This is a genomic window from Photobacterium proteolyticum, from assembly GCF_001939735.1.
GTDB lineage: Bacteria > Pseudomonadota > Gammaproteobacteria > Enterobacterales > Vibrionaceae > Photobacterium > Photobacterium proteolyticum.
Genome location: NZ_MJIL01000099.1, coordinates 206,055 through 222,841 on the forward strand (window position 1 = coordinate 206,055; position 16,787 = coordinate 222,841).

Below are 16,787 nucleotides of genomic sequence, written 5' to 3' on the forward strand. Positions count from 1 at the left end.
TTTGCTAGACTGTGAAACTACTAACGACATAAGAAAGCATGTCTGGCCATAAACCCGATTGAACACAGACATTATTTGAACGTTTTCGAATCAGCAGGAATTTCTGATGACCCAACTGCCAAAAATCATTAAAACCAATTCATCCGTCAACCAGACTATGACCGTTCAGGTTATGGACGAGTACGGCGATATGATGGAGAAAGAAATCGCCTGCGAGCATCCTTTAACCGTCTACCTGAACTGGATCGAGGTTGTCACCCTGATGACCCTCGGTGAGCGACCTTCTGCCCTGGTGCTTGGCTACCTCAAAAACCAGGGTTTCATCGAAGATATCGACGCCATTGAGTCTTTAATCATTGACTGGGATACCAACTCTGCGGCGGTGATCACCAAAGAAAGCACAGATGGTCTTGAAAAGAAGCTGGGTAAGAAAACAGTGACCTCAGGATGCGGTCAGGGCACCATGTTCGGTAACGTAATGAAGAAACTTGAAGGCGTTACTCTCCCCCAGCCAGAGATCCCCCAATCCAAGCTGTACGGATTGCTGGAATCACTTACGCATCATAATGAAACCTACAAAGCAGCAGGTGCCGTTCACGGATGCGCTGTTTGTAAAGACACAGACATTCTGTCTTTTGTCGAGGATGTCGGCCGACACAATGCGGTAGATACCCTTGCTGGCGAGATGTGGCTAAAAGGCGAAACGGGCGAAGACAAAATATTCTACACCACAGGCCGCCTGACCTCGGAGATGGTGATTAAAGTTGCCCAGATGGGGATCCCGGTTCTGCTTTCTCGCTCGGGAGCGACTCAGATGGGCTATGAGCTTGCCCAGAAATTAGGGATCACCATGATTGCTCGCGCTAAAGGAAATCGCTTTCAAGTCTACAACGGTCAGGAAAACCTAGTCCTTGACGTCAAGGGCGCTAATGTCAAAGACGGAAATAAACTCCCCCCGCTAGATGACCAACACAAACCAGAGCACAAAGGTGAAAATGATCATCAGCGAGCCGAAACAAAGCAGACTGGAGGCAATGCATAAATGTCCACCAGCTTTCCCGAGTTCATGAATGCCAAACTGGTCGCGGAGTATTTAGACCTTAACGAAAAGAAGGTCTATGCCCTTGCCAACGATGGCTTGCTGCCTGCTACCAAGGTAACCGGAAAATGGTTGTTTCCCAAAGCAATGCTCGATAAATGGTTGCTGGAGTCCTGCCATAACGGCGTACTGAGTGATCGTTTGCTGATCGCCGGCTCTGATGACCCACTCCTTCAAATGATTGTCGGCAACATGGCCAACAAACTGGGTAGCACAGCGCTGGTTGGCTATACCTCAACCGGTACCCGCCAGGGCTTATCGATGCTGAGCAAAGGCCATGTCGATATGTGTGCTATCCACTGGGGCCATGCCGATGAAGCGCCGCTGCGTCACCCCGCACTGCTTCAGCAATACCCAGGGCATAAAAACTGGGTACTGATCCATGCCTTTGAACGTCAGCAGGGGCTGGTCGTGAGCCATGAGATTGCGGACTGTATTAATGCCCGCTCGCTGAATCCGCAAGAGTTGCTGGCTTCTCGCTGGCGGTGGGCACTTCGTCAGCAAGGCGCCGGAAGCATGCGCGCACTTGAAGAGTGGTTACACGGCCATGCCTTCAATATAGATATGCTAACCAAAGCCGACGTTTGTTATAGCGAACGCGAACTGGCTTCCTCCATTGCCCGCGGACAGGCAGATGTCGGATGCGCCAGCCAAAGCACTGCCGGTGAATTTGGATTGGGCTTTATCCCGCTTTGCCGGGAAGCGTTTGAGCTGGTCATTCCCAAAAACATCTATTTCAGAACGCTGCAACAGCAACTGATTCAGGCTTTATCTGATCCTGAGATACAGGCTAAAGGCGATCAGCTGCAAGGCTATAATTTTCAGCGAACCGGCACGCAGGTTTGGAGTGCGAATTGATCACCACAACTCAATAATGCCAAGTAGGAAAACAGGCCGCCAATGATAGCAAAAATACGTTGGCGGATTCTTTTTTCCTTACAAAAAAGCCATCAAAAGAGCCGTAAAAGTTGAGGAGCAAAAGACAATGCAATCAAACCATCAACAACTCACTTTCATTCAAACAAAAACCACGTTTTATTCAGCCAATCAATAGCACATATCCCACTCAACAAGCAGCTCATCCCCTACCATCATTTTGCTTATCGATTACCGTACGTTTGAAGCAATCGATAAGCTTTTTTTAGTGAGAATCATAAGCAAAACCAATATGCCTGTTAGTAACAAACCACATTATAAATGGTTATGTAATGTACATTTCAGATAGCTTTCTGCTGAATATGTGAGCAATTACTCTAAAATGAAAAATTCCTGCTTGGAATATTGATCTATACCCAATTTCTGCCTGTTATGCTTTAAGTTTTGTGCCACTAGGTGCACACTAGATCTTGGTCCTCCGACCAGTAATAAATTACTCTGAATTTACATGAAATATAAATAGCGTAAGGAGTGGTCATGAATTCATTCATAACCGGCGCAACTGGATTTATCGGTTCTCAACTTTTAAGGCGTCTGGCTAAGAGACCGGGAGATATCTACGTACTGTCATTTAGCGAAGCATGCGAAGAAAGACTTCAGTCTCTCATTGAAAAATATCAACTTCCTAAAAATAAGTTTCATAGTTTCCGCGGATCGATAACCGAACCGAACCTGGCACTTTCTGCCGACAACATCAAATTGCTAACAGGTAAGATCACCAACTTCTACCATCTTGCAGCAATTTACGATCTTGAAGCAGAAGAAGAAGCAATGATGCGTGCCAATATTAACGGCACCGAAAATACGCTCAGACTGGCAGAGCGTATTAACGCAGGTTGTTTCCACTACGTCAGTTCTATCGCAGTCGCCGGTCAATTCCGCGGCTGGTTCCGCGAAGATATGCTGGATGAGGCAACTGGTCTTGATCATCCTTACTTCGCCACCAAGCACGATGCGGAAAAATTGGTCAGAGAATCAGCAACGATTCCATGGCGTGCCTACCGCCCAGGTATTGTTATTGGTGATTCAGTCACCGGCGAAGCTGATCGTGTCGACGGCCCCTATTACTTCTTCAAAATCATTCAACGCCTGCGTCGTTCACTACCAGAGTGGATGCCACTGCTAGGGCTTGAAGGTGGCCGACTTAACCTGGTACCGGTCGATTACGTTGCTGACTGTATCGATCATATCTCTCACAAGGACAATGTTGAAGGACAGTGCTTCCACCTGGTGGATCCTGATCCTTATCGCGCCGGCGAAGTCATCAATATGTTTGCCGAGGCAGGTCACGCCCCCAAAATGGCAATGCGTCTGGATATGCGCCTGTTCCGTATGGTGCCAAACCACTTCTGGAGCCAGCTTGGCCAGCTCCCTGTCCTCAAGCGTTTCATTGATGCAATTAGCCAGGAAATAAGGGTCCCTAAAGATGCGTTGGGAATGTTTAACTACCCAACTCAGTTTGATTGCACAAACACACTAAATGCACTGTCAGACAGTAACATCAGTTGCCCTCGCCTTCCGGATTATGCCAACAACATCTGGGACTACTGGGAACGCAACCTTGATCCTTCGCTTCACGTTGACAGAACTTTGAAAGGCTGTGTCGACAACAAAGTGATTGCCCTGACTGGTGCATCATCAGGTATTGGCTATACCACGGCACTGAAACTGGCCGAAACAAATGCCACGCTGGTGCTTATTGCCCGTGATCTGGAGCGCCTGCAGCAAACCCGTAACGAAGTAGAGCGCCGCGGTGGCCGCGCATATATCTACCAATGTGATTTAAGCAAAGATGAACCTAGCCAAAAAGTGCTGGAAGAAATCAAGCGTGATCACGGCAAGGTCGATATCCTGATCAATAACGCCGGGCGCTCAATCCGTCGTTCAGTTATGCACTCCACCGAACGTCTGCATGACTACGAGCGAACCATGCAAATCAACTACTTCGGCTCGCTAAGAATGATTCTGGGGCTACTGCCTGAGATGGTCGAACAACGTGCGGGACATATTATCAATATCTCCTCGATTGCCGTGCTGACTAACCAGCCACGCTTCTCTGCCTACGCAGCCTCGAAATCAGCACTTGATTCGTTCACCCGCACTGCCGGTGCCGAGTTGTGCGGCCAGGGTATTAACTTTACGACTATCAACATGCCGCTTGTTGAAACCCCAATGATCGCCGATCACTACCGCAAGGCCGAAGGTGGGATCCCGCTGCTGACATCCGAAGAAGCTGCCGATCTGATCGTTAAAGCTATCATCGAAAAACCTAAGCGTATTGCAAACCGCCTTGGCCTGTTTGCTGCTCTGGTTCATGGTGTTTATCCGAAGATTGGTGAACTGGTAATGAGTACCGGCTTTAACATGGCGCCTGAATCTGATGGCCTGGAGCATGATTCAGATCCAAAACAAGATAGCGCCGATGTGATGGCATTATCCAGCATCATCCGTGAAATACATATGTAAGGAAACACTATGCAAATTACTGCAATCCATGACTACAAGGAAAATTTGGATACCTTGCTACGTTACTTCAGTGAAGATGACCTCATCACTGATAAGTACCTGAAGCTGGGTGCCAGAAATGTCCGAGTCAATAAACTCGAAGAAACGGATGACGGCTTCATTGTGGAAACCCAGCGTGAGGTTCCAGCCAACGTACCCGGCGTACTGAAAAGTATTTTGGGCAATTTTAATACCGTAAAGCAAAAAGAAAGCTGGCATTGGCAAGAAAATGAGCAGCTACTATGTCATATGGATGTCGAAATCATTGGTGTCCCGGCGACAATATCGGGCCAGATGATGTTCAGCGAACCAACAGACCGTACTGGTGTGTCAACCCAGAACGACGTGTCGGTTACTGTTAAGTCATCCGTACCGCTCATTGGCAGCACGTTAGTCTCTTTCATCTGTGATGATATCAAAGCGCAGATGCAAAGTGAGTACGAGTTTCTGTGTGAAACACTGCCACAGCTGGTTGCAGAGGACTAAAAACCGCCGCTGAGATATGTGTAGCTGCCCAGTATTACTGGTACTTTATGCCAGCAGCACTGCGTAGCTACCCTAGCAAAACAAGGAAGATACAATGAAAACCCGCGACAGGATTTTATTAGTTAGCCTTGACCTGTTTAACCGTGACGGTATTGCACAGGTAAGCACACTGATTATTGCTACTGAAATGGGGATCAGCCCGGGTAACCTGTACTATCACTTCAGGGGCAAGGATGAAATAATAGCGACCCTGGTAACCGAGCTGCAAAACTCACTGGTTACCATCAGCAATGAGTACCCGAAGCAGGTAAAAGATTTTGATGACTATTGGCCATTTATGCACACTATTATGGCGTTATTCACTCACTATCGCTTCTTGTTTAGGAACCTCGACAGCCTCAACAGTCAGAGTCCGCAGATCAAGCGAAAAATACGCACACTGATCTTAAAGCTGCGCCATCTAAGCAGTGACATGCTGGCACACCTTATCAGTCTTGGTAAGTTAAAATGCGATGAAAAAAGTCTGCCTTTGCTGGCCGATAATTTATTGCTGGTCAGCCTGAACTGGCTCAATTACCAAACGTTGCTGGATGACAAATACAGCGAAACTGAATTGATCAGAGCTGGTGTACTTCGCCTGATATCGATGGTTGAGCCTTATTTGACCGAATCAGCCGACTCACCGTTTTATACTCACCAGGATTTGCTCGACGAACTAGTGAGCTAATACTGCTTTCGTCAAGCCAAGCAACAATAACGCCTTAAACATTACGGGCGTTATTGTTTTTCTTTATCCACCATGCAAAAAAACGCATTTACATCATTTTTCCTCATTTTCTGCGTCACTTTATTGACGAATTACTGCACAAAGTATCTCTTTGTTAATTAAAGCAATATGCATACTACTTTGTATGCGTACAGCATTCGGCAAGAAACTTTGATAAAAGTATAAATTTCGTATTATCTATACATAAAATGAGTGACATCCGGCCCGATAAGTTATTAAATGGCTTTTCATGTTGTAAGATGTGTCGCTACTCAATAACAAAGGCCCTGGCATATCTGAGTTGGATATGTATTTTGCCGAAGGTTTATCGCCCCATGTTTAAAAACGCTATGCTCATCGCTGCCATTAGTTTGTCTTTTGCCAGTCATGCCAATACACTGCTTACAGAAAGCGAAGCAGAGCAAGTTAAGCAAATAAAAGCTAAATATAGCAATACTGCTGAACTGAAAGAACTAACCAAGATCAGCAGCAGCATATTTACGCTGACTTCTCGTATTGAAGAACAAAAAACTACGATTATCAAAGATAAACAGCTCTACCAGGAGTATCAGCGTCGCCTCAGCGAGGAGATGTTATCGGGCACCGAAGAAAAAACCGACTATTACTTCGCGGAAATGAAAAAAACCTCGAAAGAGATTAAGCTGAACCAGGAGCAAATCCAACTAAATACAGCCCAGATCAAGAAGCATAATGATCGGATCATTCTGCTAAACAGCGCGCTCAGAGAGTCAAAGAAACTGTATAACGACAAACTGCTTGATATCAGAGACAGTGTTGTTACTAGACTTAAAAAAGAATTTGCCAACCCTATCCCGGTGTCAGTCTCGGGCAAATTGCAGTGTTCCCCATACCAATCTATTCGCGCTTGTTTTGAAAGCAAACAAACAACATCCAAGCTAATCAACGACGCAGTTGAAACGCGCTTTGGCCAAATCGAGATCACCAGCACAACCAACAATTTCAAGGTCGATTCGGCACTGATGGATTATGATGGCAATGTCGAATACAAAGCCAACTTCAACCTGTTTGTTCAATACAACGAAGATATTGATGCTCAGGTTGTCAAAGAAGTCGGCGTTGAGTCTTTCGATATTGTTCTTCTTAGTAACAAGCCCGCTAGCTTCTACCTTGACGGTCTTCCTGTCGGAAAAGGGCAAGAAGTCAGCGTGAAAGTATCCAAGGGCAAATACGCGGTACTGGCTAAGTTTGAAGGTCATCAGGAATCAACAATACAAGATATCTCGATGCCAGTTAGCCTGACGTATAACTTCTAGCCTACTGCCATATAAATAACCACACCTAGTTGGCGTGCTCTTTGTTGAGCACGTCAATTCAAACACAATAACCATTTTCTTGCTACAACCTCTCAACCGCCAAGAACATCGCTCCTTCCCCACGTATTGACACGCAATCTAGTATTCGATCATCTTGTTAGCAGCAGGTCTCGTGCTATACCATCAGATATGCACCACTATTTATATGCTAAACTTATCTGATACTTAGCTCTAGGAGAAAAAGATGCCTCACTGAAGTCAAAAAGACGACAAACAACTTGATAGCCAAGATCAAAATGCAGAGTTCGCACAAAACAAGTTACTCAACACTCGTTCAATTATCATCTCAGGGGAAATCAATCAGGAGCTAGCTGAGAAAGTAACAGCCCAGCTACTGGTATTGCAGGAAATCAGCGATGCCCCTATCAAGCTCTACATTAACAGCCAGGGCGGACACGTTGAAGCCGGGGACACCATTCATGACATGATTAAGTTCGTCAAACCCCAGGTGCTGGTTATTGGTACTGGATGGGTGGCAAGTGCGGGTATCACCATTTTCCTCGGCGCAGATAAAGAAAACCGGTACTGCCTGCCCAATACACGCTTTATGATCCATCAGCCGATGGGAGGAACCAGCGGCAGAGCATCAGAAATCCAAATTGAAGCGCAGGAAATACTCAGAATGCGCGACAGAATCAATAAGCTCATCAGCGATGCGACAGGACAGCCGCTTGAAAAAGTGAAACAAGATACAGACAGAAACTACTGGATGAGCCCTGAAGAAGCGATTGAGTACGGTATCGTCAGCCATGTCATCACTAACTATGAGCAGCTCGATATCGTGTCTTGATAAAATTTGTTGAGAGGATATCTCTACTTCTGATAAGTCGCTTCAAAGGCACGCTGCGCGAGCTCTAGCGACTTCATCAAGTCATCAACATCCCTGGACTCGCCGGATACAATCGCTATTCGAAGTTGGCTCTGGTGAGCCTTTACGACTTCCCGGCACTCATATCTTTTGATAAGAGTTCTCAGCCCGTCAGCTTGATCTGAATATACATCAAATGAATTCATCTCCGCCCTCCAACATCAGGCATGACAAATAAATGCTCATCTCTAATCAGATATGGCAACTTTTTCTTACCAGCTACCAAATGTTCTTATTATAAATTAGGCCAATATTCGCAACAATGCACAACAATTACACACCTAACACAAAGAAACATACAAAATACTGATGATTAAAGTAAAGGACTGGTTACAAGTGCAATACTAACCGCAGCATATCCTTATGCTGTATCCCCATCTCGTAGATAGGCTCATCATAGTTATCTAGAAAGAAGTTCTTAACAACTGAATCCACACGAAAACCCAGCCGCTGATAAAAGGCGAGTTGATAACCAAAAGTACCGGTACCGAGTTCAATACAGCTGATACCCCGCCGCTTTTCAGCTTTAATCACAAATTGCAGTAATGCCTTCCCAACTCCCTGACCTTGTCGATCAGGACTCACCGCAATATTAAACAACTCAATTGTCTTATCGTCTTTATTTCTATCGTCTAGGGCGTTAAGTACGCAGACGCCGGCAACCTCCTCATCGCTGACTGCAACATAGCACCGCGCACTCTTTAGGTATTTAGTCACTTTTGCTTCAGAGGGATCAGCCTCTAGCAGCAAATGCATCGGTGCATTTTGGGGCTCTATTTGTCTGAAGCTCAACATACTTATACTAATCACTTATACCCAAACTACCAAACAACGACTAACCTAATCGACTATTGCGGTTTTCTTCCATAAAACGATGTAGACCAGTCGAGTTTTCTATAGTTGCGACAACGCCTCGCGATCAACCTTTCTTAGCTTGCTCACAACTAGCTGGTATGACTTATCGGCCAAATCCACCAACATAGCATCGTTAACATCGCTGCTTAACGATACAGTTATCCAATGGCGTTTATTCATATGGTAACCAGGAATAATCCCCTCGAACTGACTGACCAAAACCTCGCCATCGGCAGGCTGGCACTTATACGTAACCTGAGGGACACCTTGATGAATGGCCACCAGCGCAAACATTTTTCCCATCACTTTATATACCAATGCCTCCGGGCCAAACGGATAGCTGCCCTCAGATCCCGAAAATTTTCCCAGGTATTCTTCTAGCTCATGCTGTTTCACAACCTCTCCTCATAACTTGGTTTTCGGTTCAACCTCTTTTAATTCAGTACGTTAACAAATGCCAAGGTTGCAGGCCATCTGCAATCGGCAAACCCTGAAAACTCGTCACATTCAGCATCCTGAAGTCACTTGGGTATAATCGGCAATAACTCATAATGTGGCCTAACTCGGCTTTACACAATCATGACTTGCACCAGCAATCAATAAAGTGAACTATTATCCACTTTGTTAAGAAACCCGAGCAGCCACTAGACGCTTGGGTAGAACGTTTACCATCTACGCCAAGGAGTCATTGTGGGTAGAGTGTTATTACTGGTTTTAGCTTTATGGGGCACAGGCAGTGCCGTTGCAGCAACGGATAAAACCCAACTGGATCCAAGCAAAATTCAAACAGCCTCTGTCAGTACCTATGTTACTGACCTCAAATCTGGCGAAACCTTATTTCAAAAAAATGCAGATATCGTTATGCCGATTGCCTCGATCACCAAGCTGATGACCGCCATGGTCGTGCTGGATGCTGATCTCTCACTTAAAGAAAAAATCACTTTCGATAAAACCGATAAAGAGCGTATTTATAACGGTTATTCTCGAATTCGCATGGAATCTCAGCTCAGCCGCGGCGAAGCCATTCATATTGCCCTGATGTCATCTGAAAACCTTGCCTCTGCAGCACTGGCAGACAACTACCCTGGCGGTTATAGTGCTTTTGTCGAGGCCATGAATGCAAAAGCCAAATCTCTGGGAATGACGGATACACGCTTTGTGGACAGCTCCGGCCTTAGCCCGAAAAATGTCTCGACAGCAGCCGACATCAGCAAGATGGTCAAGGCGGCTTATGATTACCCTGAGATCCGAAAATACAGTACCACGCCGGTTCATACGGCATATTTCAAAAAACCGCGATACAAACTGGGATATACAAACACCAATGCCCTTGCCCGCGGTAAAAAGTGGAACGTCGAACTAAGCAAGACCGGTTACCTCGATATTGCCGGCTATTGCCTTGCGATGGTCACCAGTATCGATGGCAATAAACTACTGATGGTAATGCTTGATGCTTACGGCAAACTTACCCCTGTCGGTGATGCGGGAAGAATTAAAAGGTGGATCCAGACAGGAAATAGCGGCAAAATTTCTGACTCAGCCAAACATTACCAACGCACCAAGTTGGCTGAACTAACCCAGTAGCGAAGTCGCTCTATTATTCGATGTAACTCAGGAAATGGCATACCAGTGCACAATAACAAACAAGTACGCATAGGCATCCTAAACTATCCAGGCTGCCTTCAGTCCGCAGTATTTGGCCTGAGTGAACTGTTCGAGCTGGCCAATCGCATTGGCCAGCAAGAAGACTCAAACATTGAGTTTGATACCAGCATCATCCTCTCAACCGAAGACTCGCTCGAGAGTAAGCATCCTCACTACCAAGTCCTTGTTATTCCTCCTAGCCTGGACGAGCAAGCCTATCAGGCACCGCCCGGGGATCTTTGCGCCTGGATTGTCTCAGCCCATCAGGCGGGAACTCTTATCTGCTCCGCCTGTGCGGGGGCTTTCATCCTAGCCGCTACAGGGCTTCTTGATGCCAGGGAAGTCACGACGCATTGGGGGCTGGCAGAAAAGCTCTCGAGCCGCTTTCCGGCCCTTGTGCTTAACAGCGAGAGAATTCTCGTCAATGACGGTGACATTATTACTGCCGGTGGGATTATGTCATGGGTCGATCTGGGCCTGGAGCTAGTTGCCCAGTTTTCGCACCCCAGTATTATGCGTCAGCTTGGAAAAAGTATGGTGGTCGATACTGGTGAGCGGGAGCAGCGTTACTACACGCGCTTTATTCCAAAACGTGGGCATGGCGATCAAGCCGTGCTGAAGGTACAGCAATATATCCAGATTAACTTTCACCGACCGATTTCAGTCGCAAGATTATCTGAAATGAGCTTTCTGGCTGAAAGAACCTTCTTGCGTCGTTTTGTTAAAGCAACAGGATTAAAACCTATTGAGTACTTACAAAGAGCACGTATTCAGAAAGCCTGTGACTTAATCGAATCATCAACTGCCAGCATTGAGTCCATCGCCAACAAGGTTGGGTACGAAGATATCAGTGCCTTTCGAAAAGTGTTTATCAGAATAACAGGCCTGACACCAAGAGACTTTCGCCGTCGCTTTACAAGAGCGCCCTAGCCTCGCTAGCTGGCTTTTTTTTGTTCAGACTTGGCTGATTTGTATTTGTCGTTGATAAAGCCAGCCATGAGTTTGATTGCTTCCCGGGCTTCACTTAACTGGTAAAACAATGGGTAGACATGGGGAACCCCCTTCACCACATTGATAGTGACATCTCCTCCATCCTCGCCAATTTTTTCAGCGAGATTTACCGCATCATCCATTAACAACTCTTCGGTTCCTGCCGTAATAAAAATTGGCGGTAAGTCATGCAGTTTAGCATAATATGGCGAAATATCCGGACTACAAGGGTTCTGGTTACCAATATAGTTATTGCGCATCAACAGCAGCGTACTCAAATCAAAGAAAGGATCATCTTTGCACTTTTTAAAGGCTGACTCTCCAGTCACAGCCATGTCTGAGACCGGCGACATCAGTATCGCCCCGGCAGGCATAGGCAGGTTGGCTTCTCTTAATCTGAGCAAGGTCGTCATCGCTAAGTTCCCCCCAGCTGAATCACCGGCCAATACGATTTGGTGCGGCAAATAACCTTGAATTAGCAGAGCGCGGTAGACGGCAAAACACTCGTCAGGGGCGGTGGGATAAGGGTTTTCAGGCGCAAGACTGTAGTCAACCATTAATCCACGTGATTTTGTCGCATTGGCTAGACGGCCCAAAAAAGCACCATGTATTTTGGGGCTATGGAAGCAAAAACCACCACCGTGGAAATACAAAATAATTTTACTGCCGCTGCTGCGGGGCATATTGACCCAATCACAAGGAATATGGGCAAATTTAGTTGGAATAACTTCCATCCCTTTTGGCGCCGAGATCAATGCACCATAGTTATCAATACTTAAGATCAAATCACGCATTTCTTGTGTGGTATTACAACCAGCAAGCCGCTGTCGCATGATCCGAAATAACACCTTATTGAAAGCCCTATTTCGCCAACTATCCATAAACGCCACCTTTATTACAATTCAGTAACAAATTTAGGATTAAATATCCTGATTGGTCAACATATGGCAGAAAAACATTGCTCAATTTCCCAAACAACTGCGATTAAATATGTCCAAAAGAATGAACATCGCTGTTTAAATCTGACTACGCCATACAATTAAAAAAGGTGCGCGTGCATGGCCCACGCGCAACCTAAAAGGCAAACTGCCTACAGACTGGGAAAGGCAGTTATGCCTAACAGGGTTACATTATCGTCTGGCTGGCTTATTGATCGTAACCCTGCGCTGGCAGTTACTCTGCTTCTGCCAACTTCTCAACCGCAGCTGTTAGCTTGTCGATTTTTTCATCCATACGCTCAAGCTTCTCACGGTCAACGCCACTGAGGCGGTAGAAAAGATCATTCATACCTGCTTCTACTTCATCAGTCGCTTTTTCTGCATTTTTACCAATGCATTCTTTAGCTTCAATTTCGACTTCTTTACCACGCTCTACGAGCTCATCGAATACCTGGTTAGTTTTCTCATTGATTTGCTGCGCTTCTTCTAGGCTGCGGCTATATAGACCTAAACCGGCTAGCCAGATGTTGCGTGCAACACCTTCACCACTTTCAACGACATTTTTGGCCGCTTTCACTACTGTGTTATCGCTCATAATCATATCCCCCTGCGTATTCACGCTGGATTGTCAAAATATCTATACAAACACCGATGGCTTACTTGCTATCGGTACATGTTCCTTACACCGCTTAGGCTTCAGTTGCCGGCTTTTTTTCCTCAACTGGCTTAGCGGCCACGGCTTTTGGCTTTACCGGCTCAGAAGTCGTTTTCTTCTCAGCCACTGGTTCTTTAGGTACTGGAGTTGCAGCCTTAACAGGCTTACGACGCGCAACGCTTGGTTTTCTTGTCCGCGTTGTGGCCGGCTTATCTGCAGACTTTGCGGTGGTTTTCTTCGCCGCAGGTTTCGCTGCCGGTTTCGCCACTTCTTGCTGGCGAGCCAATAGCGCTTCAATGTTTGAAGTCAGTTGATCAATCTTGTCATCAACGCGGTCAAGACGCTCATTATCAATACCGATAAGCTTCTGAACCACAGTGTGTACACGCTCTTCAATCGCTACCGAAGTATGACTGCGAGCGGTGTGTACGCGCTCTTTGGTTTTAGATTCAACAACTCGACCACGTTCAATTAACTCATCGAATAAACTTTTTCCTTTATCCGACAATTGATTTACTTCGTCTGCACTTTTTGCATAAGCGCCCAAACCAGCTAACCAGATGTTGTAGACCATAGCGTCACGAATCTGCTCTTTTTTAGATTCTTCCGCAGTCTGTTTAAAGATGCCCATGAGTGTGCCCTCCATATCTCTGTGACAACTTGTCAGCCAGTGGGTATTGCCTGACTGCTTAACAACAGAATATGAATTTCAATTAGAATGTTCTTACTAAAACAACAATTTATCGTGGGCTGGATCAAAAAAACGAACAACAATTCGGCAAGATAAAAGGGGGGAAAAAAAGAGCCCATCAAAGGACTCTATTTAGTGCAATAAATTCAATCAATTAGGAAGAAGCAACTGATCCAGGCGCTCAGAAATATGGTTTTCAATACTGGACGAAAATAAACTGGCCGCAAATCCTAGCTTCAGTTCTATCGTTATCTTGCCCTCCTCGGAGTGCAGAAAGCCCCTTGCAGACGCGTGATTGATCAGAAGCTTATTCTCTTCCCAAGCCCAGGTGAGCCCATATTCCTGCTCAAGCTCTCCTGCGATTTGCTCCGATAGAACAGTGATATCATCTAAAGGAAAATCATGGTTACGTTCAATAAAAATAGTCACAAAGAAGCTCACTCGATTTAGTGTATTTACTCGGTTACTTCTTTTTAACATACCTGTGTGCGATTTTCATTTCTGTGGTGAAGATCCAATAGTGAATAATCTATATCATTCACATAATCTTCAGTTTGCGGAGCAACTGGGATGCCCACATCGCACTGCCAACCGCAAGCCTTGCCCCCCTGACCGCCTGGCCGTAAGGGCGATGTTCTGTCGGTGAAAACAATGCGCCGAGCAACAGCCCCATTCCGGCTACTTTTAGCACCGGAGCCTCGGCGTTTAATATGATATAGCTGCCAGCCAAGGCAACCAGACACTGCTGGAATTGCGTACATTCGGCAGGCAACCCATGGGCTTCACGAACGAACTGCTCACAGTTTTCACTAAATAAGTTATACGTCCGACCTTCTTGTTGAACAGCGTAATGGTAGGCTTGTTCTGGCTTTGCACTAGTAATTGAGCTCACCACAATGTCCCTTCCCTCTGAAAACTCATCCAAGGAATCCAACTGAACCCGACGTCTTTTTTTCGAATTATGAACTACATATCCATTGCCGTCTGAAATACCATAATGCCAATAAGTACTGCATCTGATTTTTAATACTGTCCCCTTAGGGTAATAGAGTTCTGACATCAAAATTACTCCTATCCGCCCTTTACATTTCAACTTTATAAGCTTGATGATATTTTCAATGTGTTATTGTTCTTGCAAATTCTTAAAGTTCAACTACGCACTTGAATGAAAGTACGTCTTATTAACGCTAAGTGTAATACAAATACTGACCGTCTCATGTCTTAGGTCAAGGACTGAAGTGTCTCATTTTTAAGATATCTTTATTAAATAGCCAGTTACCTAGGTGATATCACTTTTTTGCTGCTATAAATATAAGGTGTTGTAATTCTTTCACATCAAGAAATTACAATAACACATAAATGTTTTTGGTCTGTAATAAATAAAGATATTACTATGAAGTATTATATTATTATATTTGTTGTAATCTTTATTTCTGGTTGTCAGGGAATTTCGCAAGTTGAGCAATCGACTGCTGCATTACCTAATCCGGAAAACACAAATCACCTGTTTCCTGACTTGTTCAAGAACCACTGTGAAATAGACAACAAACAGGTTAATGACATCTTGGCCAACGCCAGCTGGTCTGCCTCGGTGAGTGAAGAACATATCGTTGAAACCCTAGCGCAAATAAACCCTGATCTGTGGGATATTCTGGGTGGTTCTTTTGAGATTCCTGTGCCTGATGATCAGCGGGTTGAATACTATAAAAATTGGTACTTATCCAATCCGCACCATATCGACACAGTAACCAAACGTGCTAAACCCTTCTTGTTTTACATCTACCAGCAGGTCGAACAGCGCGGTATGCCGTACGAACTTGTGCTGCTCCCCTTTATCGAAAGCTCATTTGACCAATTTGCGCACTCGCACCGCGGCGCGGCAGGCTTGTGGCAAATCACAGTCCCGACAGGCAAAACCTTTGGCCTGGAATATCTTAAAGGGTATGACGGGCGACGAGATGTGATTACCTCTACTGTTGCGGCCTTGGATCTTCTTGACTACCTCTATGATAAATTCGATGGCAACTGGCTTCATGCAATGGCCGCATACAATACCGGTGAAGGACGAGTCAGAAGAGCTATCAAGAATAATACTGCCAAAGGCAAACCAACTGACTTCTGGCATTTGAAGCTGCCGAAAGAAACCCGCCTGTACGTCCCCAAGCTTCTCGCGATGGCTGATCTCGTCAAAAACAGATCACACCATGACTTAAAGCTTGCACGTATCGAACCAACGGAAGTACTTGCCGAAATCACAGTTAGCAATAGAGTGAAGCTTGATCTTATTGCAGGCCAGGCAGGGCTGACAAGCCAAACCTTGTACCAATTAAACCCAGGCTACACCAGCGGCTATACCTCCCCTGGAAGACAAAACAAATTATTAATCCCAAGCAGCAATAAAAATCAGTTTTATAGCAACAGACAAAGCTTTAATCGTTCACGTGAAGAATTCACCATTTACCACATTCAGCCTGGTGACTCCCTCAGTGAACTTGCCTTGCTAAATAACACCACGGTTGCTCGGATAATGAATGCCAACGATATGTCAGCGTCAATGATAATTGCAGGTCAGCAGCTGCTTATTCCGCAGCCTTAACCGATACCTCTGCACTCGATACGTCTGCAAGATGAGCGCTATCCTCTGCTGGCGTATATTCGAGGCGAACAGAGGCATTCCACACTTCTTGAATAGCTTCATACTTTGCCTGCACCACAGGCTGCACCTGTTTTTCTAGGAAAGTTAGTGTCTGTAAATCCAACTCGTTATGAGACAAAGATAAACCAACGAGGATACCGGCCAATATACAAACAGGCGCGATTAAGCTTCGTATAGCGGTTAAACAGCATATAGACAATACTGATACAATAGTTGCCAAGTATATATTTCCCGTTAACTCACTATAAAAGGCGATATATATAGCCACACCTTGAAGAAACACACCGAACAACAAAAAAGTTAATTTCATAACAGCCACCACTTAACACTTTTAATCAATTAT

Annotated in this window: 18 protein-coding genes and 1 pseudogene; 10 read left to right on the forward strand and 9 right to left on the reverse strand. The window is 45.4% G+C overall.

Features of this window, described 5'->3' with window-relative positions; genetic code table 11:
* The first annotated feature begins 106 nt into the window (after positions 1–106).
* The 7 genes and pseudogenes from fdhD to BIT28_RS27155 form a co-directional block, all read left to right on the forward strand.
* A complete protein-coding gene (gene fdhD, locus BIT28_RS27125; RefSeq protein WP_075768074.1) occupies positions 107–1,042 on the forward strand; it encodes a formate dehydrogenase accessory sulfurtransferase FdhD in 936 nt (311 codons plus the stop codon).
* Positions 1,043–1,957 (forward strand): helix-turn-helix transcriptional regulator, encoded by a 915-nt coding sequence (locus BIT28_RS27130; RefSeq protein ID WP_075768075.1) that lies wholly within the window; start codon positions 1,043–1,045, stop codon positions 1,955–1,957. It abuts the gene before it with no gap.
* Positions 1,958–2,512: 555 nt separating this feature from the next.
* Positions 2,513–4,501, forward strand: coding sequence for an SDR family oxidoreductase (locus BIT28_RS27135; protein ID WP_075768076.1), 1,989 nt, complete (start codon positions 2,513–2,515; stop codon positions 4,499–4,501).
* Between the two features lie 9 nt (positions 4,502–4,510).
* Positions 4,511–5,026 (forward strand): DUF2505 domain-containing protein, encoded by a 516-nt coding sequence (locus tag BIT28_RS27140; protein ID WP_075768077.1) that lies wholly within the window; start codon positions 4,511–4,513, stop codon positions 5,024–5,026.
* Positions 5,027–5,120: 94 nt separating this feature from the next.
* Complete coding sequence (locus BIT28_RS27145) at positions 5,121–5,753, forward strand: TetR/AcrR family transcriptional regulator (RefSeq protein ID WP_075768078.1); 633 nt, start codon at positions 5,121–5,123, stop codon at positions 5,751–5,753.
* Between the two features lie 374 nt (positions 5,754–6,127).
* Positions 6,128–7,087 (forward strand): hypothetical protein, encoded by a 960-nt coding sequence (locus tag BIT28_RS27150; RefSeq protein WP_075768079.1) that lies wholly within the window; start codon positions 6,128–6,130, stop codon positions 7,085–7,087.
* A gap of 292 nt (positions 7,088–7,379) precedes the next feature.
* Positions 7,380–7,937 (forward strand): annotated as a pseudogene (locus BIT28_RS27155) (ATP-dependent Clp protease proteolytic subunit); the annotation flags it as partial.
* A 23-nt stretch (positions 7,938–7,960) separates the two neighbouring features.
* Here BIT28_RS27155 and BIT28_RS27160 read toward each other — a convergent pair.
* The 3 genes from BIT28_RS27160 to BIT28_RS27170 all read right to left on the reverse strand — a co-directional run bounded on the left by BIT28_RS27160 (position 7,961) and on the right by BIT28_RS27170 (position 9,266).
* Complete coding sequence (locus BIT28_RS27160; RefSeq protein ID WP_075768080.1) at positions 7,961–8,161, reverse strand: hypothetical protein; 201 nt, start codon at positions 8,159–8,161, stop codon at positions 7,961–7,963.
* Positions 8,162–8,345: 184 nt separating this feature from the next.
* Positions 8,346–8,810 (reverse strand): GNAT family N-acetyltransferase, encoded by a 465-nt coding sequence (locus BIT28_RS27165; protein WP_075768081.1) that lies wholly within the window; start codon positions 8,808–8,810, stop codon positions 8,346–8,348.
* A gap of 99 nt (positions 8,811–8,909) precedes the next feature.
* Positions 8,910–9,266 carry an MmcQ/YjbR family DNA-binding protein gene (locus tag BIT28_RS27170; protein WP_075768082.1) on the reverse strand — a complete coding sequence of 119 codons (357 nt, stop codon included), beginning with the start codon at positions 9,264–9,266 and terminating at the stop codon, positions 8,910–8,912.
* A 294-nt stretch (positions 9,267–9,560) separates the two neighbouring features.
* Here BIT28_RS27170 and pbpG point away from each other — a divergent pair, with 294 nt between their 5' ends.
* Positions 9,561–10,454, forward strand: a complete 894-nt coding sequence (gene pbpG / locus BIT28_RS27175; RefSeq protein WP_075768083.1) for a D-alanyl-D-alanine endopeptidase — start codon at positions 9,561–9,563, stop codon at positions 10,452–10,454.
* A 45-nt stretch (positions 10,455–10,499) separates the two neighbouring features.
* Positions 10,500–11,444 (forward strand): GlxA family transcriptional regulator, encoded by a 945-nt coding sequence (locus tag BIT28_RS27180; protein WP_075768084.1) that lies wholly within the window; start codon positions 10,500–10,502, stop codon positions 11,442–11,444.
* Positions 11,445–11,449: 5 nt separating this feature from the next.
* On the opposite strand, the gene BIT28_RS27185 is transcribed toward BIT28_RS27180, so the two are convergent.
* The 5 genes from BIT28_RS27185 to BIT28_RS27205 form a co-directional block, all read right to left on the reverse strand.
* Positions 11,450–12,385, reverse strand: coding sequence for an alpha/beta hydrolase (locus BIT28_RS27185; RefSeq protein ID WP_075768085.1), 936 nt, complete (start codon positions 12,383–12,385; stop codon positions 11,450–11,452).
* Positions 12,386–12,677: 292 nt separating this feature from the next.
* A complete protein-coding gene (locus BIT28_RS27190; protein ID WP_075768165.1) occupies positions 12,678–13,037 on the reverse strand; it encodes a phasin family protein in 360 nt (119 codons plus the stop codon).
* A 94-nt stretch (positions 13,038–13,131) separates the two neighbouring features.
* On the reverse strand, positions 13,132–13,728 hold the full coding sequence (locus BIT28_RS27195; RefSeq protein ID WP_075768086.1) for a phasin-related domain-containing protein: 597 nt from the start codon (positions 13,726–13,728) through the stop codon (positions 13,132–13,134).
* Between the two features lie 210 nt (positions 13,729–13,938).
* A complete protein-coding gene (locus tag BIT28_RS27200) occupies positions 13,939–14,217 on the reverse strand; it encodes a polyhydroxyalkanoic acid system family protein (RefSeq protein WP_075768166.1) in 279 nt (92 codons plus the stop codon).
* A gap of 109 nt (positions 14,218–14,326) precedes the next feature.
* Complete coding sequence (locus BIT28_RS27205) at positions 14,327–14,848, reverse strand: lecithin retinol acyltransferase family protein (RefSeq protein WP_075768087.1); 522 nt, start codon at positions 14,846–14,848, stop codon at positions 14,327–14,329.
* Positions 14,849–15,181: 333 nt separating this feature from the next.
* Here BIT28_RS27205 and BIT28_RS27210 point away from each other — a divergent pair, with 333 nt between their 5' ends.
* Positions 15,182–16,384 (forward strand): transglycosylase SLT domain-containing protein, encoded by a 1,203-nt coding sequence (locus tag BIT28_RS27210; RefSeq protein WP_075768088.1) that lies wholly within the window; start codon positions 15,182–15,184, stop codon positions 16,382–16,384.
* On the opposite strand, the gene BIT28_RS27215 is transcribed toward BIT28_RS27210, so the two are convergent.
* Positions 16,368–16,754: a hypothetical protein gene (locus BIT28_RS27215; protein ID WP_075768089.1), complete on the reverse strand. Its 387-nt coding sequence runs from the start codon at positions 16,752–16,754 to the stop codon at positions 16,368–16,370. The two genes, BIT28_RS27210 and BIT28_RS27215, sit on opposite strands and share 17 nt — an antisense overlap.
* Between the last annotated feature and the right edge of the window lie 33 nt (positions 16,755–16,787).